The organism is Planosporangium thailandense, from assembly GCF_011947195.1.
Classification (GTDB): Bacteria; Actinomycetota; Actinomycetes; order Mycobacteriales; family Micromonosporaceae; genus Planosporangium; species Planosporangium thailandense.
This window is the reverse complement of record NZ_JAATVY010000043.1, coordinates 11,231-33,228: the sequence shown is the minus strand read 5'-3', so window position 1 is coordinate 33,228 and position 21,998 is coordinate 11,231. Positions and strand designations below refer to the sequence as shown.

The 21,998-nt window shown below is 74.6% G+C and carries 21 protein-coding genes and 1 riboswitch; of the genes, 8 read left to right on the top strand and 13 right to left on the bottom strand.

Features of this window, described 5'->3' with window-relative positions; all coding sequences use genetic code 11:
* Positions 1-186: 186 nt before the first annotated feature.
* The 4 genes from HC031_RS30735 to HC031_RS30720 all read left to right on the top strand — a co-directional run bounded on the left by HC031_RS30735 (position 187) and on the right by HC031_RS30720 (position 4,849).
* Entirely contained in the window at positions 187-1,062 is an 876-nt protein-coding gene (locus HC031_RS30735; RefSeq protein ID WP_167928961.1) for a universal stress protein, read from the top strand.
* 139 nt (positions 1,063-1,201) lie between these two features.
* Positions 1,202-3,025 carry a Kae1-like domain-containing protein gene (locus HC031_RS30730; protein WP_167928960.1) on the top strand — a complete coding sequence of 608 codons (1,824 nt, stop codon included), beginning with the start codon at positions 1,202-1,204 and terminating at the stop codon, positions 3,023-3,025.
* A gap of 16 nt (positions 3,026-3,041) precedes the next feature.
* Positions 3,042-3,965, top strand: coding sequence for a universal stress protein (locus HC031_RS30725; protein WP_167928959.1), 924 nt, complete (start codon positions 3,042-3,044; stop codon positions 3,963-3,965).
* Positions 3,962-4,849, top strand: coding sequence for a universal stress protein (locus HC031_RS30720; protein WP_167928958.1), 888 nt, complete (start codon positions 3,962-3,964; stop codon positions 4,847-4,849). The genes HC031_RS30725 and HC031_RS30720 overlap by 4 nt, the downstream gene beginning before the upstream one ends.
* A 9-nt stretch (positions 4,850-4,858) precedes the next feature.
* Here HC031_RS30720 and HC031_RS30715 read toward each other — a convergent pair whose 3' ends face one another.
* Positions 4,859-5,341 carry a cyclic nucleotide-binding domain-containing protein gene (locus HC031_RS30715; RefSeq protein ID WP_167928957.1) on the bottom strand — a complete coding sequence of 161 codons (483 nt, stop codon included), beginning with the start codon at positions 5,339-5,341 and terminating at the stop codon, positions 4,859-4,861.
* A 180-nt stretch (positions 5,342-5,521) separates the two neighbouring features.
* Here HC031_RS30715 and HC031_RS30710 point away from each other — a divergent pair, with 180 nt between their 5' ends.
* Positions 5,522-6,496, top strand: coding sequence for an Acg family FMN-binding oxidoreductase (locus HC031_RS30710; RefSeq protein WP_167928956.1), 975 nt, complete (start codon positions 5,522-5,524; stop codon positions 6,494-6,496).
* 44 nt (positions 6,497-6,540) lie between these two features.
* On the opposite strand, the gene HC031_RS30705 is transcribed toward HC031_RS30710, so the two are convergent.
* From HC031_RS30705 to HC031_RS30695, 3 genes are all read right to left on the bottom strand, one after another.
* On the bottom strand, positions 6,541-7,170 hold the full coding sequence (locus HC031_RS30705) for a class I SAM-dependent methyltransferase (protein ID WP_167928955.1): 630 nt from the start codon (positions 7,168-7,170) through the stop codon (positions 6,541-6,543).
* 89 nt (positions 7,171-7,259) lie between these two features.
* Entirely contained in the window at positions 7,260-7,499 is a 240-nt protein-coding gene (locus HC031_RS30700; protein WP_167928954.1) for a hypothetical protein, read from the bottom strand.
* A 127-nt stretch (positions 7,500-7,626) separates the two neighbouring features.
* Entirely contained in the window at positions 7,627-8,325 is a 699-nt protein-coding gene (locus HC031_RS30695; protein ID WP_338090920.1) for a C39 family peptidase, read from the bottom strand.
* A 464-nt stretch (positions 8,326-8,789) separates the two neighbouring features.
* Positions 8,790-8,928: riboswitch (cyclic di-AMP (ydaO/yuaA leader) on the bottom strand.
* Between the two features lie 246 nt (positions 8,929-9,174).
* Here HC031_RS30695 and HC031_RS30690 point away from each other — a divergent pair.
* The 3 genes from HC031_RS30690 (at position 9,175) to HC031_RS30680 (ending at position 11,595) form a co-directional block, all read left to right on the top strand.
* On the top strand, positions 9,175-9,627 hold the full coding sequence (locus HC031_RS30690) for a transposase (RefSeq protein WP_167928953.1): 453 nt from the start codon (positions 9,175-9,177) through the stop codon (positions 9,625-9,627).
* 184 nt (positions 9,628-9,811) lie between these two features.
* On the top strand, positions 9,812-10,813 hold the full coding sequence (locus HC031_RS30685; RefSeq protein WP_167928952.1) for a peptidase M23: 1,002 nt from the start codon (positions 9,812-9,814) through the stop codon (positions 10,811-10,813).
* Between the two features lie 68 nt (positions 10,814-10,881).
* Positions 10,882-11,595, top strand: coding sequence for an SDR family oxidoreductase (locus HC031_RS30680; protein WP_167928951.1), 714 nt, complete (start codon positions 10,882-10,884; stop codon positions 11,593-11,595).
* Here HC031_RS30680 and HC031_RS30675 read toward each other — a convergent pair.
* From HC031_RS30675 to HC031_RS30635, 9 genes are read right to left on the bottom strand one after another with little or no spacing between them, the layout of a single operon-like run.
* Complete coding sequence (locus HC031_RS30675; protein ID WP_167928950.1) at positions 11,575-12,042, bottom strand: SRPBCC family protein; 468 nt, start codon at positions 12,040-12,042, stop codon at positions 11,575-11,577. The two genes, HC031_RS30680 and HC031_RS30675, sit on opposite strands and share 21 nt — an antisense overlap.
* Positions 12,035-12,547: a hypothetical protein gene (locus HC031_RS30670; RefSeq protein ID WP_167928949.1), complete on the bottom strand. Its 513-nt coding sequence runs from the start codon at positions 12,545-12,547 to the stop codon at positions 12,035-12,037. The genes HC031_RS30675 and HC031_RS30670 overlap by 8 nt, the downstream gene beginning before the upstream one ends.
* Positions 12,547-13,584, bottom strand: coding sequence for a hypothetical protein (locus tag HC031_RS30665; RefSeq protein ID WP_167928948.1), 1,038 nt, complete (start codon positions 13,582-13,584; stop codon positions 12,547-12,549). The genes HC031_RS30670 and HC031_RS30665 overlap by 1 nt, the downstream gene beginning before the upstream one ends.
* Positions 13,581-16,316 carry a phosphoenolpyruvate synthase gene (locus tag HC031_RS30660; protein ID WP_167928947.1) on the bottom strand — a complete coding sequence of 912 codons (2,736 nt, stop codon included), beginning with the start codon at positions 16,314-16,316 and terminating at the stop codon, positions 13,581-13,583. The genes HC031_RS30665 and HC031_RS30660 overlap by 4 nt, the downstream gene beginning before the upstream one ends.
* Complete coding sequence (locus HC031_RS30655) at positions 16,313-18,361, bottom strand: AfsA-related hotdog domain-containing protein (protein WP_167928946.1); 2,049 nt, start codon at positions 18,359-18,361, stop codon at positions 16,313-16,315. Before HC031_RS30655 ends, HC031_RS30660 begins: the two co-directional genes overlap by 4 nt.
* 4 nt (positions 18,362-18,365) lie before the next feature.
* Positions 18,366-18,611, bottom strand: coding sequence for a phosphopantetheine-binding protein (locus HC031_RS30650; RefSeq protein ID WP_167928945.1), 246 nt, complete (start codon positions 18,609-18,611; stop codon positions 18,366-18,368).
* 50 nt (positions 18,612-18,661) lie between these two features.
* The gene (locus HC031_RS30645) at positions 18,662-19,684 is read right to left on the bottom strand and encodes an SDR family oxidoreductase (RefSeq protein WP_167928944.1); all 1,023 of its coding nucleotides are present in this window, start codon (positions 19,682-19,684) and stop codon (positions 18,662-18,664) included.
* A 2-nt stretch (positions 19,685-19,686) separates the two neighbouring features.
* Positions 19,687-20,628, bottom strand: coding sequence for a UbiA prenyltransferase family protein (locus HC031_RS30640; RefSeq protein WP_167928943.1), 942 nt, complete (start codon positions 20,626-20,628; stop codon positions 19,687-19,689).
* Complete coding sequence (locus HC031_RS30635) at positions 20,625-21,872, bottom strand: aminotransferase class III-fold pyridoxal phosphate-dependent enzyme (RefSeq protein WP_205863464.1); 1,248 nt, start codon at positions 21,870-21,872, stop codon at positions 20,625-20,627. Before HC031_RS30635 ends, HC031_RS30640 begins: the two co-directional genes overlap by 4 nt.
* Positions 21,873-21,998: the final 126 nt, after the last annotated feature.

The window sequence follows — 21,998 nt, the reverse complement described above, 5'->3', positions numbered from 1 at the left end:
GACGGCCGGGCCCCACGCCCGGCCGCCGACGCGTACGGCCACCGCCGGCGCCGGCACCGGGACCTAAGACCGGGCCGATCGGGTCGAACGGCAGCGGCAGCCGGCGAGGCGGCGCGAGGACCCTGAAGGTGCGCACAGCGTCCGCGGGAACGAGCGGCAACGAGTCCGCGCCGAGGAGGCGACCCCGTGAACCAGTCGAAGATCGTCGTCGGTATCGACGGCTCGCCGCCCAGCCTGGAAGCGCTGCACTGGGCCGCGCTGGAGGCGCAGCGGCACGACACGGAGCTGGATGTGGTCCTGGCCTACCACTGGCGGGTGCCGGGTGCCCGCCTGGTGACCAGCCCGCAACTGGAAGAGCAGGTACAGGATCTCGCGGCCGCCATCGTCGACGCGGCGATCGCGGAGGCGCGTACCGTCGCGCCGCGCGTACCCGCCCACGGCCGGGCGGTGCTGGGTGAACCGGCCCCGGCCCTGCTCGCGGCGGCAGGCGACGCCGGCCTGCTCGTCGTCGGCAGCCGGGGCGGTGGCGGGTTCGCCGGCCTGCTCGCCGGGTCGGTCAGCACCCGGGTCGCCACGCAGGCGCCCTGCCCGGTGGTGGTCGTCCGCGGCCGCGCCGACCACGACGGCGGCCCGGTGGTCGTCGGCGTCGACGGCTCGGCGGCCTGCGACCTCGCCGCCGGCATGGCGTTCGAAGAGGCGTCCCGACGCGGCTGCCCGCTGGTGGCGGTGCAGGCGTTCACCGTGCCGATCCCGCCGTGGACGATGGGCCCGCCGCCGATCCTGTGCGACCCGGCCCAGGTCGCGTCGGAGCTGCGCGGCGAGCTGGTCGGCTACCTCGCCCGGTGGCGCGAGAAGTACCCCGACGTGCCCGTCGAGTACCTCGTCGCCAGGAGCAGCGCGGCCGCGGCGCTCGTGGACCAGTCGCTGCGCGCCTCGCTGGTCGTGGTCGGTACCCGCGGCCACGGCGCGGCCGGCGGCCTGCTGCTCGGCTCGGTCGGGCTGCAACTGGTGCACCACGCCGGCTGCCCGGTGCTGATCGCCCGCGCCCGGACGGGAGCGTGACCTGCGATGGTTACCCGTACGGGTCCGGCGGGAGCCGGCGTGCGGCGCGGACCGGGGCCCGCCGGGCAGGGCGAAAGTCCCGCCGGCGGGGTGCGCCCGGCACTGCCGGAGCGACCGTCGGTCACGCGAGGCTGCGGTTGTGGCTGACAGAACCACTGTCCCCGACACCGGCGCTCCCGACACCGGGGTGCCCGGCGACGGCGTGTGGTGGCTGCCGTCCGGCGGCTCGTCGACCACGCCTACGACCGTCGGCGTCGACGCGCTGGGCGCGGCGGTCGCCGCCATCGCCCGCGGCGGCGTGGTCGCGGTGAAGGGCGTCGGTGGGTACCAGCTGGTCTGCGACGCCGCCGACGAGACCGCCGTCGCCCGGCTGCGGGAGCTCAAGCGCTGCCCGGCCAGGCCGCTTCCGGTGATGGTGGCCGGGCTGGGCACGGCCCGGCAGTTCGCCCATGTCTCCCCGGCCGAGGCCCGCCTGCTCACGGCGGAGGCCCGGCCGGTCGTGCTGGTGCGGCGGCGCCGCGAGGCGAAGGGACTGGGCGCCTCGGTACACGCGGGGCTGCCCGACGTGGGCCTGTGCCTGCCCCCCAGTCCGCTGTACGACCTCCTGCTGCGGGGGCTGGCCGCCACCGATCACGGACAGCGGGGTCGGCTGCTGGCGGTGACCGGTGGCAACCGGCCCGGTGCGTCGGTCGCGATCGACGATGCGGCCGCCATCGCCGCGCTCGGCCCGCTCGTGGACGGGATGCTCGGCCACGAACGGCGGATCCGGGCCCACTGTGACGACTCGGTGATGCGGGTGGTCGCCGGCCGGGCGGCACTGTTGCGGCGGGCGCGCGGCTACGCCCCGGCGCCGCTGCCGCTGCCGGTACCCGCGCGGCAGCCCGTACTCGCCGTCGGCGCACGGTCCGGCCACGCGGCGGCCGTGGCCGTCGGCGCTGAGGCCGTCCTCGCTCCGCACACCGACGGTGCGGCGGAACCGCCCGCGCTCGACGACTTCGTCAACAGCGTCGAGCGGCTGTGCCGGTCGCACGGCGTGCAACCCCGGATCGTCGCCCATGATCTGCACCCGGGGTACGTGTCGACGGCGTACGCCAGGAGCCACCCCGGCCGGCGCATGCCCGTGCAACACCATCACGCGCACGTCGTCGCCGTCGCCGCCGAGCACGGCCTGACCGCCGACTTCCTCGGGGTCGCCTACGACTGGCCGGGCATGGGCGACGACGGCACGCTGTGGGGCGGGGAGATCCTCCACGCGAGCTGCACGGGGTACCGGCGGCTCGGGCGGTTCGCCCTCTCGGCCCTGCCCGGCGGCGCGGCCGGCCACCGGCCCGCCCGTACCGCGCTGGGCTACCTGTACGGCCTGGAGGAGGTGGGGTCGCCGCCGCCCGACCCCCGGCTGGCCGCCGACCTGCTCGACCGCATCGGCGCCGAGGAGGCGGCGATCGTGCGCCGGATGATCGGCCGCCGGGTCGACGCGCCGCTGGCGGGTAGCTGCGGTGCGCTGTTCGACGCGGTCGCGGCCCTGCTCGGGCTGTGCGACCAGGCCACGTACGAGGGCGAGGCGGCCGCGGCGCTGGAGGCCGCCGCCGCGCCGTACCTGTACGCGCCGGCGCTGCCGTGGACGCTCACCCGCCGCGACGGCGTGGCCGTGTACGACCCGGCGCCGACCCTGCGCGCGGTTCTGACGCACCGCCGGCCGGCCGGTTGGGTCGCCGCCGCGTTCCACACCACGATCGCGGAGGTGACCTGCGCGCTGGTCGCCTCGGCGGCCGCGCGGACCGGCGTGCGCACGGTCTGCCTCGGCGGCGATCTGTTCACCAACCGCCGGCTGACCTCGGGCCTGCTCGACCTGCTCGGGCGGCTGGGGATGAAGACGTACACCGGTGAGCGGGTGCCGGTCGACGACAGCGGGATCGGCTACGGCCAGGCGGCCGTGGCGGCCGCCCGACTGGCGGCGGAGTAACGCACCCGCCCGCCTCGTGACGGCGGGCAAGTGGGAGATGGCGATGCCGGTGCGGGACCCGGACGTGGTCGTCGGAGTGGACGGCTCCGCGTGCGGCGAGGCCGCGCTGCGGTGGGCGGCGACCGAGGCGGGCCGGCGGGCCGTCCCGCTGCGGGTGCTGATGGCCTACCAGCCGGGCTGGCCGGGACTGCGGTTCGCCGTCGGCGCCGGGCAGGAGGAGGCGGCCCGGACGATCGCGGAGGCCGTCGTCGGGGCGGCTGTCGACGACGCGCGGTCGCTCGCCCCGGGTCTCGCCGTGCGCGGCGACGCGGTCGCTGGCCACCCCGCCGAACTGCTGGTCGCGGCGTCCCGGGACGCGGCGCTCGTGGTGGTCGGCAGCCGGGGACGCGGCGGGTTCGCCAGCCTGCTCCTGGGGTCGGTCGGCGGGCAGGTGGCCGGCCACGCGTACGCGCCCGTCGTGGTCGTCCGCGGTCGCGAGGACACCACGGACGGGCCCGTGGTGGTCGGCGTCGACGGCTCCCCGGCCGCGGACGAGGCGCTCGGCCAGGCGTACGCGCACGCGTCCCGGCGCGGCTGCCCGCTCGTCGCCCGGACCGCGTACTGCCTGCCGCTGCCGTCGCGGTGGACCGACGCCGCGACGTTGACCAGCGAGCGCGACAAGGTCGAGGCCGGCCTGCGCGATGAGCTGGCCCGCGCGGTCGCCGGCTGGCACACCCGCTTCCCCACGGTCGTCGTGGACTACGCGATCACCCTCGGCGGCGCCGCGGACGTGCTCACCGCGCTCTCGAATACCGCGCAACTCGTCGTGGTCGGCGCCCGCGGCCACGAGGGCTTCCCGGGGCTCGCACTCGGCTCGGTCGGTGATCAGCTGATCCACCACGCGGGCTGCCCGGTTCTGATCGCCCGCGTTCCGGCGGGGTCGAAGGAGGGCCCGCGATGACACACCCGGTGATCGTCGGCGTGGACGGCTCGCCGTGCAGCCTGGCGGCTGTCGACGCGGCCGCGCGGGAGGCCGCGGTACGCGGCGCGCCGCTGCACGTGATCTACGCGTACGTGTGGCCGTACATCGCCGAGCCGATCGGCCCGTCCACGGCGGACACCCTTGAGGGAGACCTGCACGACGACGCCGAACAGCTCGTACGGGAGGCTGCCGCCCGGGCCCGGGCGGCAGCCCCGACGGTCGACGTGCGGGGCGAGGCCGTGCCGGGACCGGCCACCCCGGTCCTGGTGGACCGGTCCCGGACCGCGGCCCTGGTCGTCATCGGTGACCGTGGGCTCGGCGGGTTCAGCGGCCTGCTGCTCGGGTCGGTCGCCGTGGAGTTGACCACGCACGCCGCCGCCCCGGTGCTGGTCGTGCGGGGCCGCGCGGACCCGCGCGGTGACGTGCTGCTCGGCGTCGACGGTTCGCCCGGGAGCGAACCGGCGGTGGCGTTCGCCTTCGAGGAGGCGGCGCTGCGCGGCGCCGGACTGACGGCGGTGCACGCGTGGGACTCCCCGGTACGGACGGCGCCCGACTCGATGCTGCCCCCGATCTACACCACCGATGACGTCGAGGACGAAGAGGAGCGGGTACTGGCGGAGTCCCTCGCCGGCTGGCGCTGCAAGTACCCGGACGTGCCGGTGCGGCGGCGACTGGTGTGTGGACCACCTCGGCCGGCCCTGCTGGACGCGACCGGAACGGCTCAGCTGCTCGTCGTCGGATCGCGCGGCCGGGGCGGGTTCACCGGCCTGCTGCTCGGCTCGGTCAGCCAGGCGATGGTGCACCACGCCGCCTGCCCGGTCGCGGTCGTCCACCGCAACCGCACACCCGCCCGGGCGTCCTGAGCGGGTGGTTCACGGTGGCACGGTGTACAGGTCGAGCAGCCGTACCCGGGTCGCCTGCAGCCGCTCCACCAGTACCCGCGCGAACCGGAGGGTCAGCTCGTAGCCGAGGTCGTGGTCGTCGGCGCAGAGCCGGCGTACCCCTTCGGCGTCCAGGTTGACCGCGAACGTCGTCTCGACCGCGACCGCGCCGAAATGCCAGCGGTACGGCGGGAACAGCCACGACCAGCCGAGCACCTCGCCCGGGCCGAGCGTGGCGACGACCACGTCGCCGCGGCCGGGCACGTGCGTGTACAGGTCGACCCGGCCCCGGATGATGAGCCAGAACCGGTCGGCCCGGCCGCCCTCGGAGAACACCCGGGCGCCGGCGTGCAGCACGTTCCGGCTGGCGCTGTACGACAGCTGCCGCAGCTGCCCCTCGGACAGCCCGGCCAGGAAGGGCTGAGCGGCCAGCAGGTCGTACGCGGTCTCGAAGGAAGCCGACCCTCCGGACATGGCTGCGCTCCCTCCACCACGGTCCACTCAATCGGACCCGAACGGCCGGCTGCCGGGCAGGGCCGAAGGTCACACGCCCGCCGCGCCCGGCGACGGACCGCCCGGCCGGGGACCTTCGGCCCTGACCGGCGTCCATACCTGGCGGGCACTGTGGATGCGACGACATGAGGAGGGCACACCATGCCGACCACCGACACCGACGCCTTGATCGCCGCGGCCGAAGCCGCGCTGCGCGCACCGTCGATCTTCAACACCCAGCCGTGGCACTGGCGCGTCGCCGGTAACGCCCTCGAACTGTCCGCGGACCCGCAGCGGCAACTGCCGGTTGTCGATCCCGACCACCGGATGACCACGCTCAGCTGCGGCATCGCGCTGCACCACGCCCGGACGGCGCTCGCCGCCGAAGGCCGGACGACCGAGGTCGACCGGTTGCCGGATCCGGCCCGCCCCGGCCTGCTCGCGCGGATCAGGGTCGCCGGCCGGCAGCCGGTGACGCCGGCCGACATCCGCCGCTACGAATCCACGTTGATCCGGCACACCGACCGGCGGCTGTTCACCGACCGCCGGGTACCCGCGGAGGCGGTGGACGGGCTGCGCCGCGCGGCCGAAGGCGAAGGGGCGCACCTGTTCCTGGTGCGGCCCGAGGACACGCCGGTACTCGCGTCGGCGGTCTCCCAGGCGCAGGCGACGCAGCTGGCCGACCCGGCCTACCGCGCCGAACTGGCCCGCTGGACCCACCCGGCGGAGGCCGGCGGATCCGGCGTGCCCATCGACACGGCGACCCCGCCGACGAGCCGGACCGTGCCGGTCCGCGAGTTCGGCATCGAGGGCACCGGCGTCCTCGCCCCCGGCGAGGGCCACGACGAAACGGCCGTCTACGCGGTGCTTGCCGGCGACGGGGACAGCCCGCGGGACTGGCTGCGCGCCGGCGAGGCGCTCTCGGCGGTGCTGCTGACGGCGGTCAGCGAGGACCTGGCGGTGTCGCCCATGAGCGACGTCATCGAGGTGGCGGCCACCCGGCTCCGGCTGGGCAGGATGCTCAGCGGGATCGGCTACCCGTTCCTCGTGCTGCGGGTCGGCGTCGCGGAGCCGGCCACGCGGGTGCCCGCGACCCCCCGCCGCGATCCCGCCGAGGTGATCGAGGTCAGCTCCTGAACCGCCGGCGCCGGCCGGTGGGCGTGGCCGGCCTCGCCCGCGCGTCAGGCCGGCGTGGACGTGGCCGGACGGCGGTGGATGCTGACCGCGTACCCGCCGCCGCGGTACTCCTCGCCGTCCCAGGTGGCGAGGCGGCGCTCGAGGATCAGCCCCGACGCGGCGCACCAGCCGTCGTAGGCGGGCAGGTCCACCGGGGCGAAGGCGAGCGGCAGGTGCGCGGCGTCCAGCCCGAACCCGGCGACGAGCAGCCCGCCGGGGCGCAGGTGGACGGCGAGCCGGGCGACCGCCGCGGCTTCGGTGCCGGACGCGAGCAGCGGTATGACGTTGCCGGCCGCCACGATCAGGTCGAACCCGCCGGCGATCCCGTGCGGGGGCAGGTCGAGGGTCGCCAGGTCGGCCTGGATCCACGGAGTGTCAGGAGCGTTCCCGCGCGCCTGCGCGAGCATCGACCCGTCGAGGTCGACGCCGACACAGTCGTAGCCGGCCGCGGTGAGCCGGATCGCGACCCGGCCGGTGCCGCAGCCCGCGTCCAGGATCCGCGACCCCGGCGCGGCCAGCTCAGCGCAGAGCCGCGCCTCGCCGTGCACGTCGACGCCGGCTGCGGCCAGTTCGGCGAAGCGCTCCGCGTAGCCGGGGCCAGCGCTTCCGCCGGTCAGTTCGCTCCAGCGACTCAATGGTGTGATCCCCTCCGGTACCGTTCCTGCCGTCGAGGATCATGCCAGGGCGACGACCGTGCCGGGCGGGGCGTACCGCGCGCCGTGGGTTACGGCCGCGCCTGCCGGGACGCCCGGTCGGTATCCGCGCCGTAGCCCGCCGGGGTGCCGGTCGCTTCGGCGCCGGCCTCGCCCTCAGGCTCCAGGTTGGGCTCGCCCAGGTCCGTGCGTGACGGCTCGGGCTGCCGGGCGGCCGCGGCCTCGCCGATCGCCTCGACGGCCTCCTCGGCGAGGTTCGCCTTCGGCACCGCGGTCTCTTCGGCCTCCCGCCGCGCCCTGTCCTCACCCATGATCGGTCTCCTCCCGTACGGACATCAGCCCACGTGATACCCGCGGGTAACGCGTCCATGCCGGGGCCGAAAAGCGCGCCGAGCGCCGGCCGCCGGGGCCGGCGCTCGGCGCGCCCACAGGGTGGGGTCAGTACGAGTACCCGCGCTGGGAGATCCAGTTGGCCATCTTGATGGTGGACAACCAGTACGTACCGTCGCCGTTGGGGTTGGCCGGGTCCGCGATCTTGACGGTGCGCCCGTCGTCCTTGTATCCGACGATGGTCAGGTAGTGACCGCCGCTGTAGTCGTGGAACCCGCCGTCCTCGTCGGTCGTGTAACCGGCGATGTTGGCGACGATGATCCGCCCGCTGGTGATGGCGCGCACGACGTCGGCCTGAAGCTGGTCCATCTGTGCCGGCGTCGCCGGGTAGGACGGGATCTCCCTGGTCTGGTACGCGTTGTTGCCGTTCACCTGGTTGAGCACGCGGGTGGTGTCGTACGCGGAGTTGGTTCCGCTGGTGGTGGTGCCCAGCATGCCGGCGATCTCGTCGAAGCTGAGGATGTGGCCGCTGCCGCTCAGCGCGATGCGGGTCGCCGCCGGACCGCAGTAGTAGTAGTTGGGCTGCAGTTGGAACTGGTAGTCGAGCACCTTGCTCGACGGGGCCGCCGGGGCTGCCGGGGCCGCCGCGCGGGTGACGCCCCGCACGGCTTGCCCGCCGCCCACCTCCCCCGTTCGCACCATCGCCATGTCAGTGGTGCGGCTCGGCACCTGATGCCCGCCGGTCTGGCTGAACGCGATGCCGGCCGCGGCGGCGACGACGAGAAGACCGGCCGGGACAGCGGCCACCGCGGGCAGGCTGGGCTCGGACGCGCGCTTGAGCTGCTGACGAATACGCGAACGGATGTGCGAAGGAATCAATGAACTCTCCGATGGTGCGCCGGATTCCGCCAAGCGGTACCGGTTGGCGGGCCGGACATGGTGAGGGGTGGATACGCGCGGACCGGAAGCCACGTAGGCGCGCAGCCGGGCACGCATGCCAGGCGCACGCCGACGGGCGGATCGGGAGCGCAGCGGGTCACGGCGACGGCTGTCACCGCGCGAAAGGCCGATGGAAGGAACGCGGCCGGAACCGGCAGGGTGCGGCACGGCGCCCGGGAACGGGCGCCCGGTGGTGCGCGCTACCTACCGGGGGCCGGTGGGTGTGGGCGCCGCGTCATGGGCCGGCGCGGAACCGGCCGGCGGGCAGCCACGGGGTGGCACATCGTCGGACGTGACCTGGAGAGGAGGTGAGGGGAGATTGCACGAGCGCGGTCTCCTTTCGCTGCCGCCTACCGGGTTAGCTGACGGATTCGGGCGGGAAAGGACGCCCTACCGCAGGCATCACCTGCGGATTCACCCCAGTTACGGTGGGTCCCCGGCTCATTACGAATGACTCGGCGGGCCTGCCCCGGCGTCACCCGTTGTGACCAGGGACCGGGCCAGACGGCTTGAGATTACTTAGGGGTAAACGGCCTGCCAAGCCCTCGACACTGTTACGAACCGCACTCGTTTGATCACTCATTGATCATCAATGTCCGACATTCACTTACTGACAGTAATCATATCGCTACATGAGAATCGCCGAATAGTGCGAGCACCGCCCGGCTCGCGTGTCTCGTTTGGATCCACGCGCAACTGCCCTCAGGATCAGTCCCCATGGATCAGGACTTCATCGCCCTGTGGGCACCGGACCCACTGTGGGACATCGCCAGCCGGCTGATCCCCGCAGCCCCGGTACGCCCGCAGGGCGGTGGCCGCCGGCGCGTGGACGACCGGCGGGTACTCGCCGCGGTGCTCTACCTGACGCAGGCCGGGTACTCCTGGTGGAAGCTTCCCGAAGAGCTGTTCGGGGTCACCCGCGCCACCGCGCATCGCCGGTTCGCGGAGTGGTCGACCGCACGGCTGTGGCCCGACCTTCACCAGGCGATCGCCGCCCACCTCGCCGTGGCCGCGCCGAGCGACTGGCCGCCGGCGGTCGTCGACGCGATCGCGACCCTGGCCGCCGGCGAGGGGCTCAACCGGGGCGGCAGAGGCGAGCGGGCCGGGCGCGCCACGCGGCGTGACACAGGCGGGCTGCCGGTCGCCACTCCGGAGCACCGACCGTCCTGACGTCGCCACTCCGGAGCACCGACCGTCCTGACGTCGCCGACGAACGGGCCCGTACCCGGCTCGGTCGAATGGACAAGCGCGCAGGTCGGAGCCGTTTTCCCAGGCAGGACCGGTGCGGCGGCTGAAACGTGAGCTGCGCCACCAAATGAGACACCAAATGAGACATCGCTCTTAAGCTCGCCGGGTGCCATGCAACACCGGCGATGTCGAAGACGATGACCGTGTCAGCACTCGACCCCTCAACGCCGCCACCAGCGCATCAGCCGCCAGCCCACTCGGCCTCGGCGCCGCGGCGGACGACTCCGCAGGTGACGGCAGCGCGGTCGCGGACGCGGCGGACCCACACCTGTCGGACCGGATCCGTGCCCACCGCCGGCGGTACCGGCGCGGCCGCCACGCCACGAAACGGCGGCTCGATCCCCGTCTCGCCCCGATAGCCGCGGCGGTCGCGGTCGCCGCGATCAGCGGCTCCGCCTGGGCCATCGCCGCGCCGTCGGACAAGCCGGCCACGTCCCCGGCGCCGGCGCTGATCCTGAGCGACGCGGCAGAGCGGGCGGCCGCCGCCGACGGCGCCGCCTCGCGCAACTACGCGCGCCCGATGGCCGCGGCCACGACACCGCAGGCGAAGTCGGCGGCGACGAAGCAGAAGTCGTCGCGGGCCCCGCGGGCGACCAGATCCTCGGCAGCACCCAGCGCCACGAAGGCGGACACGGCGACATCGGCGTCGCCGTCTCCGTCGCCGTCGCCGACCGATCCCGCGCCGGTCGGCGGACTGAGCGAACCCGAGATGCACAACGCCATCGCCATCGTCCGCGCCGGCCAGCAGATGAACCTGCCGAAACGCGCGTTCGTCGTGGCCATCTCCACGGCACTGCAGGAAAGCCACCTGCACAACCTCGCCAACCCCAACGTGCCGGGTTCGATGGATCACCCCAACGAGGGCGTGGGGTACGACCACGCCTCGGTCGGCCTGTTCCAGCAGCAGCCCAACTGGGGCACCGTCGACCAGCTGATGGATCCGATGGAGGCGGCCCGCCGGTTCTACGCCGCGCTGGTCGCCATCCCCGGCTGGGAACAGCTCGACATCACGGTCGCCGCCCAGCGCGTACAGGTGTCGGCCTTCCCCGACGCGTACGCCAAGTGGCAGGGCCTCGCCGAGCAGATCGTGAACGCCATCGCCCCCTGACCGGATGTGTCCGGCGCCATGCCCGACAGGACTGGCCGGAAGCCGCCGTCAATATCGACACTGATCGAATGACACGAACCCTGGGCCCGAGCGCCGTCGTGCTCGGCGCGCGCCGGATCGGTGCGGCCATCGTCGACCGCCTGATCACCGACGGGTGGCGGGTGACCGCGGTCGCCCGCAGCGAGGAGACCGTACAGGCGGCCCGTACGCGCGGCGCCCGGGCGGTCCGGGCGGACGTCACCGACCCCGACGCGTTGAGCGCGGTCCTCGCGGCCGCGACGGACGAGTACGCGGGCCTGGACCTGATCGTGAACGCGGCGGCCGGCCCCGTCCCGCCGGGCCCGTTCGGCGGCGGCCCGATCGCCGACGCGGACCTGCCAGCGTTTCGACGCTGGGCGGTGGCGGTCGCCGAGCGGACCTTCGTGTTCCTCAACGCCGGCGCCGTCGCACTGCGGCGCACCGGCGGTGGCGCGCTGATCCAGCTCACCGGCGGATCGAGCGTGCGGGCCCAGGCCGGGCGCGGCCCGTGGGCGGCCGGCGCGTTCGCGACCCGGGCCCTGACCCAGGCCGCCGCGCTCGAACTGCGCGACGCCGGCATCCATGTCGCACTGCTGATCGTCGACGGCGCGATCGGCCCGCACACCGCGATCGACCAGCACAACGCCATCGACCAGCACACCGCGCTCGACGTCGAACTGCCCGAGATCGCCGCGGCGGTCGCGTACCTGGCCACCCCGGGCGAGGTCCGGCGCGTACACGAGCTACGACTGGGCCGCCGCTGACCGTCGGCCGGCTACCGCGTCCCGTTCGATACCCAGGAGCATCTCCCGACTGTTGGAGCGCAGCGACCGTTCGGCGACCGGATTGAGCATGTCGGCCAGCAGCGGGATGCCGATCTCGAACCGCGTCCACAGCCGTACGTTGGTACGCCCGTCGGGAAGCGGCGTGACCCGCCACTCGCCGTCGAAGATCTCCATGTCGCCGGCCACCTGGCGGAACGCCATGACAAGCGCGTCCGGGTCCAGCCGCTCGACCTCCTCCCACTCCAGGATGGAGCCCTTGAGCAGCACCGACCATCCACTGCGCCGCGCCAGCGGGTCGCTCCCATCGATGATCTTCACCCAGCGCACGCTCTCCATGGAGTCCGGGTACCGCTCGATGTCGGTGACCGCCTCCCACACGCGCGCGGCGGGCGCGTCGATGTCCAGGTCGAGCGCGACCTCAGGCATTTCTCCCCTCCTCCTGGGTCCACTCCTTCGGCAGGAAACCCTCCTCGCCCACGAGCTCGGCGAGCTTCAGCCACTCACGCGCCGCCGCCAGCGACGGGAAGTACCCCTCCGGCACCAGCGGATCGGGCACGTCGCCCACCAGCGCCCGCACCTCGGCGACGAGCCGCTCACACCGCTCCACCAGGGACTGGGCCGGGACCTCCCAGCCCGCCCGTACGAGGCGCTCGCACTCCCGGCCGAGCGGATGCCCGCCGACGCGCTCCAGCGCCCACGGTGTCTGCACCCGCAGCGCCGGCACCGGCCGGGCGTGGTGCAGCACCAGGTTGAGCACGACCGCGCAGCTCTGGCCGATCATGCGCGCGTTGCGGTGCACCAGGCCGTCCTGCCCCTCGGTCACCGCGCCCTTCATGTCTTCCAGCAGAGCCGCGATGGGCAGCCCCAACCACCACACCGCCCGCCCCCGGCACCAGGCGTACCGGCGGGCGTCCACGTCGAGCGCTCTCATCAGGCCCCCACTCCTGTCGCCCAGCCGAGGGTGAGCAGGCCCTGTTCGTACAGCCGCAGGCAGAGGTCTGTCTCCGCCGCGTCGTACGCACCGGCTTCGGCGCGCCCGGCCAGCGCGCGCCACGCCTTCGCTTCCACATCTGACAGTTCACATAGGACGCCCATGCGCGGCGAGACCAGCAGCGCGGTGTCACCGGCGCTGGTCAGGTGCAGGTCGGGCGCTGTCCAGCGCGCCTGCCGGCCCAGCTCGGCCACCCCGGTCGGCACGCCCGTCAGCCGGCCGGCCAGGGCGACCGCGTCGGCGACGTACGCCGCGCACTCGTCCGCCGCGGTCGGCAGAGCGGCGTACCGCCGGCAGGCCTCCCCCAGGTCGGGCGCGTGCTCGCGCAGCCGGTCGTGCAGCCACTTGTCTCCGGTGAAGGGCACGCCGCGGCGGGTGAGCACGATCGTGAACGCCTCCTCGACCGCCTCCCGGGCGTTGACCACCGCGGTCAGCCACCGCCCGGCCCGGGCGGCGAGCTGCGCCACCCAGAGCGACTCGCGCAGGCGCTCGGCGTACTCGCGCGCCACCAGGTCGCGCGCCACCGCCCGGAAGTCCGGCACCGTCGCCGGCACCAGCGGCGGGCCGGACAGGCACAGGCCGAACGCGACCCGGTGCAGCAGCTTCAACTGCTGCTCCTGCTCGATGCTGCCGAACGCGCCGGCGATCGGCTCCGGCCGGGCGAGCGCCTGAGCGGCCAGCCCGAACAGGGTGTCGATGTCGGCACGCGGCCGGGTCCACACGTCGACGCGCAGGGTCTGCACCCAGTGCTGCAACGGCACCAGCGACCGTGCCGTGTCGTCCCCGCAGATCACAACGTCGAAGTCGCTGAGCCGGTTACCGAGCCCGAACGTCAGCGATCCGCCGGCCAGGACCGTGTCGCCGGGCTCGCACAGGTAGTCCACGACGGCGAGGACGTCGTCGACGCCCACCCCGTGGAAACCCCGGATCCGCCGGTCGAGCACCTCGCGGCGTCGGGGGTCGTCGGACGCTGTCATGAGGCCTCCCCGGAATGGATCTCCACGGTTCCCTGCGCGCCGTCGACGGTCAGTCGCATGCCGCTCCGGATCCGCGCGGTCAGCTCCGGGATCTGGACTACGGTGGGCACGCCGAGCTCGCGGGCCACGATGGCGACGTGGCTGAGCGGGCTGCCCCGCTCGATGAGCAGAGCGGTCGCCGACGACAGCGCGCCGACCCAGCCCGGGTCGGTGCGGTACGTGACGACGATGTTCGCGCCGACGTCGCGCGGCCGGTCGGCGACGCGGGCCTCGCCGACCACCACGCCGGGGCTGGACGGGGTGCCGCGCAGCACGGCGGCCTGCCCGTCGGCCGACGCCGGGGCGGCGTGCCGGCCGGCCGGCGGCGCGTCGGGCCGGCGTGCCGAGGCGTACGGGCCGCCGACGGTGACGAAGCGGGGTGGCGGCGCGGGCAGCCGGCGCTGCCGGGCCTGCTGGTCGCGGCGGAGCTGGGCGAGCGGGCGCAGCTCCCGGTGGTCGGTCGTGGCCGTGAACAGGTCGCGCAGCTCCTCCAGGCGCAGGAAGAACACGTCACGGGGCTGCGCCAGCACGCCGGTGCGGGCCAGGTCCGCGCCGATCGCGGTGAACATCCGCCGCGCCATGCCGAACGCGCGGGTACGGGCGAACCGCACCCGCTCGCGTTCGCGCAGCGCGGTGCGTACGAACCCGCGGGCGCGCTCGTACGTCCAGCGGCGCGGCCCCCGCAGCCGGGCGTCGAGGTACGCGTCGGCGTCCTCCCCACCCGGCCCGGCGGCTCCGGCTGACCCGGCGGCTCCGGCCGCGTCCGGCGACGCCTCACTACTCAACGCGTCGCGCAGCATCGACATCAACGGCGTCGGGTCGGCCCGCAGGTCGGGCTCTTCGAGCTTGAGCTCGTTGGCGCTGCGGTAGCCGAACTCGCGGACGTAGCGCGCCAGCTCGGCGCGCAGCCAGGCCGCGTCCGGGCCCGGCTCGGCGCGCAGCCACGCGTACGCGTCCTCGGCGGACCGCTCCCGGACCACCGCCGCGAGCCGGGGCTGGTCACGAAGCTGGCGCGCCAGCTCGGTCAGCCGGCGGGCCGGCAGCGCGGACTCCACGTCGTCGCCCACCTTCACGACGTGCCACAGGAACCACTCCGGCGCGTCCGGCAGCCAGCGGCCCGTCAGCGCGTACAGCACGGCGTACGAGAGCATGACGACGTTGTCGAGCACCGCCATCCGACCCCACCGGGCCAGCAGCGTCCGCTCGACGGCGGTGAAATGGCGGTACACCTCGGCCGCCGGCATCGCGTCGTAGTCGAGCCCGTCGAACTCGCGGTACACCTCGTCGAACTGGCGCAGGAAGCGGGCGACGGAGCCCTTGACCGTCAGGCAGTACCAGCCGAACGTGACCGCGATCCGGGTCCGCACCACGGCCGTCAGCAGCGCCGAGTCGTACTGCAACGGCCGTGGGCGGTGTCCGGTCTCCGTCGGCGTCTCCGGCACGCCCATCGCGGCGGCCAGGATGCGCCGGTTGACGCGGTACGCCGGCAGCAGCCCGATGACCTTGGTCCAGTTGAGGACGTTGTAGTACACCCGGCCGTCGAAGTAGCCCAGCATGCTCGCGAAGCCGGAGTCCATCAGCGCCAACTGGGAGCGCGGCACGCCGAGCAGCGAACAGTACTCGCGGTACAGCCGCCCGTACATGTGCCGGGCGAAGCTGAACGTCAGCGGTGCGGTGACCTCGCCGTAGCTCTCGATGATGTTCGAGTTGTCCCAGACCCGCACGTCGCCGCCGCCGTCGCCCTCCACGGTGGCCGTGATCGGGCGGCTCTGCAGGAGGTACAGGCGACCGTCGGCGAACGCCCACTCGATGTCCTGCGGCCGGCCGTACAGCGCCTCGATCCGCTCGCCGGTCGTGCGGAGCGCGTCGATCTGCGCCGGCGTGAGCGCGGGCTCCGCCCGGCGCTGCGGGTCAACCGCGACCGTGCGGCACCCCGGGGCCGGACCGGCCATGACCCGGTCCCGCTTCTCGCCGACGACGACGGCGGTGACGGCTCCGGTGGCGCGGTCGAGGGTGATCGTGTCGGCGTCGACCGCACCGGACACGAGGCCCTCGCCCAGCCCGTACACGGCGCTGACCAGCATCTCGTGCCGGGGGCGCACCCGGATGTTGGCGGTGAACAGCACGCCGCTGACGTCAGCGGGTACCAGACGCTGCACCACCACGGCCATCCCGGCGGGTTCCGAGCTCAGCCCGTGCAGCCGGCGGTAGACGAGCGCCCGGGACGAGTACGCCGACGCCCAACAGTCGCGGACCCGGCCGGCCACCGCGTCCACGCCGACGACGTTGAGGAACGAGTCGTACTGGCCGGCGAACGACAGCTGATCGGAGTCCTCACCGGCGGCCGACGAGCGCACCGCGGCCGCGCCGCCGCCGATCCCGACGTACGCGTCCGCGACGGCCGCCCGGCTCGCGGGGTCGAGGGGGGTCTCCGCGAACGCCCGCCGGATCACCGCGGCGACCTCCTCGGGGTCCCCGTCACCGCGCTCCCAGGCGGCCAGCAGGGCGTCGACGCGCGCGCCGAGACCGGTCACCTCCCGGTACGCGGCGAACACGTCCGTACCGAGCACCGTCCACTCCGGAACGTCGAACCCGGCCGCACAGAGCCGGTGCAGGTTCGCCGCCTTGCCACCGCCCCAGTGCGCCACGGCGTCCGCGCCGCTGTGCCTGTCGAGAACGTGCGGCCGGCTCATCGGCGCTCCCCCACCGCCGGGTCGACGGCGACGGTCGCCGTGACGCGGCACACCTCGGTACGGTCCTGCCGCGCCGACACCCGCACCTGCGTGCCGTCCGCGCCCCCGGGTGCGTCCGCCGTGTGGTGGCGCACCGGCAGATCCAGCTCGGCGAAGCCCGGGAACGACGCCCGCAGGGCGCGCAGCGCGAGCCCGCCGACGGGCCCGCCGAGGCCTTCCGCCACGGCACGCAGCGCCGCCTGCCGGGCCGCCTCGACCAGCAGCATCCCGGGCAGGTGGTCCTGCGGATGGTCGAACATGCCGCGGTACGTCGGATCGACGACGAGCTCGCCGGTGCCGTCGACGCCGTCGGCGAGCACGACGTTGCGCGGCGCGGTGCGACCGACGCTGGCCGCCGTCGCCCGCTCGGCGGGTACGGCCGGCGGCGGGCCGGGCCGCGCGCCGAGCCCCCGGGCGGCCCGGGCCTCGCGGCGCAGCCGCGCGTACTCGCCGGCCGTCAGCCACGAGGCCGACAGCGCGCCCCGGCCGAGTTCCCGACCGTCGGGCGCGGTGAGATCCAGCCGCACCGACAGCCCCGGCACCGGCGCGTCGAAGCGCCGCTCGACCGTCACCGACGCCCGCAGGCGCAGCAGGTCGGGCTGGTCGGCGAAGACCACCCCGGGCGTGAGCGCGACACCGATGCGCCGCAGCAGGAACGACCGGTCGACCGGCACGCCGAGGTACCGGTGGATGACCACGTAGGACGCCTGACGGCAGAACTCCAGCAGCGCCACCGCGTCGTACCGGTCAGCCGCCGCCGGCAGGTCGCTGAAGTAGCAGTGGGTCCGGGGCAGCTCACCGGCTACCGCGAACACGCGCTCGGACACCGGTGCGCTGTCGGTCACCAGCACCTCGCCGACACCGGCCTTGTGCACGAGGGCGTGTGCCACCGGCTGGTCGTAGCGCAGTTCCGGGGACTCGGCGGGCCGAGCGGGGCGGCTGCCGGGCAGAGCCGTTCGCACGCCCCGTGGCGACCACCCCGGCGGCAGGATCGCCGGGTCCGGTCGCCGGTCCCACTCCCGCACCGGGACGCCGGCGAGGATCGGCACGGTACCCGCGTCGGAGGCGACCATGAGATGGGTGCCCAGCACCACCCGGTCCCACGGGTCCAGGGGCACCCCGGCCCGCTCGGACAGGTCGCACAGCCCGCGCCAGTCGGCGTTCAGACCGGCCTCCGTCGCCTCCAGGGCCGCCGTCAGCTCCCGGGGCGTCGGCCCGTCGCGACCGTCCAGCCGCCGGTCCTGCCGACTGATCAGAGCGGCGAGGCCGAGGTCACGGGCCGGGGTACGCGCATACAGGCGCTCCACCGCCGCCCGTGCCGCGCCGGTGGCGTCGGCGCCGTCACGCAGCCGCCGGTACAGCCCGCGCCGCCGCGGCGCGTCGAACAGCACCCCGATCTCGCGTACCAGGTCGGCCGGCTCGTCGGCGGCGTGCACGAAGTTGAGCAGGAAGTTCTCGTTGCCCAGCCGGTGGCGCAACTGCCAGGGCTCGCGCCGCTCCGGATCGGCCGGACCCTTCGCCGCCGACAGCCGTACCGTGGCCGGCCGGTGATCGGCCGGCATCCGGACGATCAGCACCAGTGACTCCCCGCCGTCGTGACAGATCAGGTCGGCCAGGTCGCGCCGGTCCCGGCTCGCCGCGTTCCACTGGTACTGCCACATGGCCCGCGCCGTGTGCCGGTCGAGCCGGACCGGCTCGGCGGCGACCACGGTGCCCTGCCCACGCAGCCAGTCCAGCGCGGCCGTCAGCCGCCGTCCGACCACGGCGTCGGGTTTGAGCAGGAGCAGGGCGTGGTGGCGCAGGATGAGCTCGACGGTTTCGGCCGGCAGCTCGCACAGGTCCTCCCAACTGTCGCGGAAGTAGCTGTCGACCGCGAACAGCGCGCGCTTGGTCGCCAGGACCGACAGCGACTCCGGCAGGGGTGTACCGTGCTCGGCGCCCAGCCGTACGGAGGCCGCGTCGGTCGGTGCGTGGGCCACCGGGTTCCGTAGGTCGGTCGTTCGCATGCCGTCACCGCCCGAGGACGCGCTGGACCAGGTCCTCGACGTCCCGGAGGGTCCGGACGCGCGAGAAGTCACCGTCCACCGGCGGCAGGTCGAACTCGGCCTCCAGCAGCCCCATCAGCTCGAGCAGGGACAGCGAGTCGTAGCCGAGGTCGTCGGTGAGCGCCGTGGCTCCGGTCACCTGGCCGACCGCGACCGGCGCGGCCTCGATGACGAGGCTGCGTACGCGGTCGGGGATCGTCGGTTGCGCCACTGCATTCCTCTCCTTGTCTGTGTGGTACCTGGTCCGGGCCGGGCGCGGCGTCACGCCGCGGTGCGACCCCGCCACGGCAGGGGTGTCATCGCCGCGAGACGGGGATTCGCCGCGGCCCAGTAGCTGACGGCGGTGCGCAGGCAGGCGCCGACGTCGGCGACGGTGTGGGTGGGCGACAGCGGGACGGTCCCGGCGAGGTACGGCTCGAATACCGACAGCAGGTCGAGCATCCGGTTCTGTCGTACGGTCAGGTGCTCGCGGGCGAAGGGCCGGAAGAACCGGTGCCACCGCTCGGCCGGGACGATCCGGGGCGTGGGGACGGGGTCGTGCCCGCCGGCCGCCCGCCAGCCGTTGAGGGCGGCCATCATCAGGTCGAGAACGTGGGCGACCGTCGGCGCCGACCGACCGCCGGCAATCGTCCACACCGCACCGTCGTGCGCGTCGTCGGCGGTCGCGGCCAGGATCAGGCCGGCGACGGCGTCGACGGGTACGAGGTCCAGCCGCGCCTGCGGGTCGGCGGCGATGACCGGCACGGTCCCGGTGGCGATGCCGCGCAGCAGCGTGTACATGCCCGTGAACCGGGCGGCCCGCCCGTCGCCGCGCCGGCCGACGATCAACGCGGGCCGGATGACGGTCAGCCGCGCGAAGGCCTCCCGCGCGAGGCGTTCGGCGTGTGCCTTGGACCACTCGTAGGAGTTGCGGTAGTCGGCGAGGTCGGGCGACGAGCCGTCGCCGCGCCGGCCTCCGGCGTACGCGGTGGAGACGTGGATGACCCTGGTACGCGGCGACGCGAGCGGCCGCAACGCGGCCACGGTGTCCACATTGGCCGCTCGCGCCTCGTCGGGGTCGAGCGACCACCGTACGTCGGCGGCGGCGTTGACGATGACGTCCCACGGCCCACCGACGGCGACCGGCGGCGGCTGCGCGCCGATGTGCCACGGCACGACCGCCGGCAGCCGGTCCGAGCCGCGCCGGCTGACCCCGGTGACGGCGACTCCGGCGGTGCGCCGCAGCCGGTCGTACACCTCGAAGCCGACCAGGCCGGTTGCTCCCGTCACGAGGATGCGGCGCATGGTTACCGCCCTCCCGGACCGATGAGCAGCGCCGCCGCCGCGACGGCAAGCTGGCCGGGTACGACGGACGCCAGGGCCGTCCGGGCCGCTCGGGCGCGGCCCGGCGCCGGGGCCACCGCCAGCCGGGACAGCGCCGCCAACGGGCCGGCGGCGAGCAGGGTCGGGATCAGCGCGCCCGCCGCCCGTCCGGACCCGAGCAGCACGAGCGCCGCGAGTACCCCGGTCTGCGCCGTGACGACCATCGCGCCGGCCAGGGCCGCCCGGCGTGGTCCGAGCGCGACGAGGTACGCCCGGCCGCCGCCGTCGCCCGGCAGCAGCTTGCGGACCAGGTCCACCGACGCGGACAGCGCGATGCCGAGGGCGGCCACCGCGTACGCGCGGGCCGGCAGGCTCCGGGCGCCGGCGCCGAGCTGCGCCACCCAGAGGCAGGCCAGCCCGGACACGGGCAGGTGCAGCAGCGGCTGGAGGACGGGACGGTCGCCGATCCGCGCCCCGACGAAGAAGTCCTTGGCGGCCAGCGCGGTCCAGGCGAGCGTCAGCACCCACCACAGCCCGACCGGGCCGAGGCCGCCGTCGGCGGTCAGCACGACGGCGAGCTGGACCGCCCAGGCCAGCGCTGCCACGACCTTGAGCTGGTCGAGGGTGACGTCGCCGCGCTGCAGGGCCCGCCCCGGATACGCGGCGACGTCACGCGCGTAGTCCTTGTGGTCGTCGATCACGCGCAGCATCAGGAAGAAGGCCCAGAATCCGGTGAACGCCGCGAGGTCGCCCGGGTGCGGGCGAGGCGGGCCGGCCTGGCCGACGGCCCGGCCGTAGAGCAGCGCGACCAGGTAGGCGGGCAACAGCACCGCGACGAGGCCCGGCGGGAACCGCTCGTACGTCCAGGCGGCGAGCCGCCCTGGCAGCGAGCCGGCGCGCCGGCCGGACGGCAGCGTGGCCGTCACGCGGCATCACCGACGTCGGCGTCGCACGCACCTTCGGCGAACTCCTCGGTCGCCACCAAGGCGGCCGCAAGCGCGTCGAACGCCCGCCGCAGCTCGGCCTCGGTCGTCACCATCGGCGGCAGCAGCCGGATGGTGCGCCGGGAGCTCAGACAGGGCGACACGAGCAGCCCCGCGTCGGCGAGCTCCACCAGCACCGAGCCGGCCATCGCCGGGGTGGCGAACTCGACGCCCCACAGCAGTCCCCGGCCACGTACCTCACACACCAGCGCCGGGTGCGCGGCGGCCAGCGCGCACAGGTCGCGGGCGAACCGGGTCCCCAGCTCGTCGGCGCGTCCGGCCAGCTCGTCGATGACCCGCAGCGAAGCCCGCCCCGCCGCGCACGACAGCGGATGGCCGCCGAAGGTCGCGGTGTGCCAGGTGGGGTCGTCCACCAGCGGCGCGAAGAAGTCCGCGGTGCCGACCGCCGCCGACAGCGGCAGCACGCCACCGCCCAGCGCCTTGCCGAACAGGACAGCGTCCGGGGCCCAGCCGGTGTCGACGGCGACGGAGAAGGACCCGCACCGGCGCAGGCCGGCCTGGATCTCGTCGCTGATCACGTACGCGCCGGCGGCGTGGGCGTCGGCGGCCCACCGCGCGACGACGGACGCGTCGAGGGGGCGGACGCCCGCCTCGCCCTGGACCGGTTCGACGATCACGGCGGCGACGTCGCCGGCACGCACCTCCCGGGCGACCGCACCGGCGTCGTCGCGTGGGAGGTGCGTGACGGGCGCCAGCACGTCCTCGAGGCCGGCGCGGAAGGCCGGCGCGGCGGTCGCGGCGAGCGCGCCCAGCGTCTTGCCGTGGAACCCGTCCTCGACCGCGAGGATGCGCCGCCGGCCGGAGCCCCGCCGGGCGAGCTTCAGGGCCACCTCCACCGCGTCCGCGCCGTCGCTGCCCAGCCATACCCGGTCCAGGCCGGCGCCGCAGCGGTCAGCCAGCTCCTCGACGAACGCGGCCACGACCGGATTGCCTACGGCCCGGGTGGCGGTCGGCATGGTCGCCAGCTGCGTCGCGACGGCGTCGACGACCGGCGGGCAGCGGTGCCCGAGCAGGGTCACCGCGTACGACCCGAAGTCGACCAGGGTGCGCCCGTCGGAGAGGCGCACGGTCGCGCCGCTCGCGGCGACCTCGTACGCGCCGTGGCCGACGAGCTTGTAGCCGAGAGCCAGGCCCGGCGAGACGTGCCGGCGTATGACGCCGTACACGTCGTTATACGCAAAGGGGTTGGACAATTGTTTCCCCCCAGCTTCCCGTTGTCCAATCACATAAGCAGCCGTCGATGGTGAATGACAGCTCCAAGAATCTGCCCCATTCCGCGATGCGCGCCAATG

What these genes read in the sequence shown, in the direction of transcription:
- HC031_RS30645 (WP_167928944.1), bottom strand. Translation starts at nt 19,684, where the DNA reads ATGCGCCGCATCCTCGTGACGGGAGCAACCGGCCTGGTCGGCTTCGAG.
- HC031_RS30670 (WP_167928949.1), bottom strand. Translation starts at nt 12,547, where the DNA reads ATGAGAGCGCTCGACGTGGACGCCCGCCGGTACGCCTGGTGCCGGGGG.
- HC031_RS30700 (WP_167928954.1), bottom strand. Translation starts at nt 7,499, where the DNA reads ATGGGTGAGGACAGGGCGCGGCGGGAGGCCGAAGAGACCGCGGTGCCG.
- HC031_RS30680 (WP_167928951.1), top strand. Translation starts at nt 10,882, where the DNA reads ATGACACGAACCCTGGGCCCGAGCGCCGTCGTGCTCGGCGCGCGCCGG.
- HC031_RS30675 (WP_167928950.1), bottom strand. Translation starts at nt 12,042, where the DNA reads ATGCCTGAGGTCGCGCTCGACCTGGACATCGACGCGCCCGCCGCGCGC.
- HC031_RS30690 (WP_167928953.1), top strand. Translation starts at nt 9,175, where the DNA reads ATGGATCAGGACTTCATCGCCCTGTGGGCACCGGACCCACTGTGGGAC.
- HC031_RS30665 (WP_167928948.1), bottom strand. Translation starts at nt 13,584, where the DNA reads ATGACAGCGTCCGACGACCCCCGACGCCGCGAGGTGCTCGACCGGCGG.
- HC031_RS30710 (WP_167928956.1), top strand. Translation starts at nt 5,522, where the DNA reads ATGCCGACCACCGACACCGACGCCTTGATCGCCGCGGCCGAAGCCGCG.
- HC031_RS30660 (WP_167928947.1), bottom strand. Translation starts at nt 16,316, where the DNA reads ATGAGCCGGCCGCACGTTCTCGACAGGCACAGCGGCGCGGACGCCGTG.
- HC031_RS30715 (WP_167928957.1), bottom strand. Translation starts at nt 5,341, where the DNA reads ATGTCCGGAGGGTCGGCTTCCTTCGAGACCGCGTACGACCTGCTGGCC.
- HC031_RS30655 (WP_167928946.1), bottom strand. Translation starts at nt 18,361, where the DNA reads ATGCGAACGACCGACCTACGGAACCCGGTGGCCCACGCACCGACCGAC.
- HC031_RS30720 (WP_167928958.1), top strand. Translation starts at nt 3,962, where the DNA reads ATGACACACCCGGTGATCGTCGGCGTGGACGGCTCGCCGTGCAGCCTG.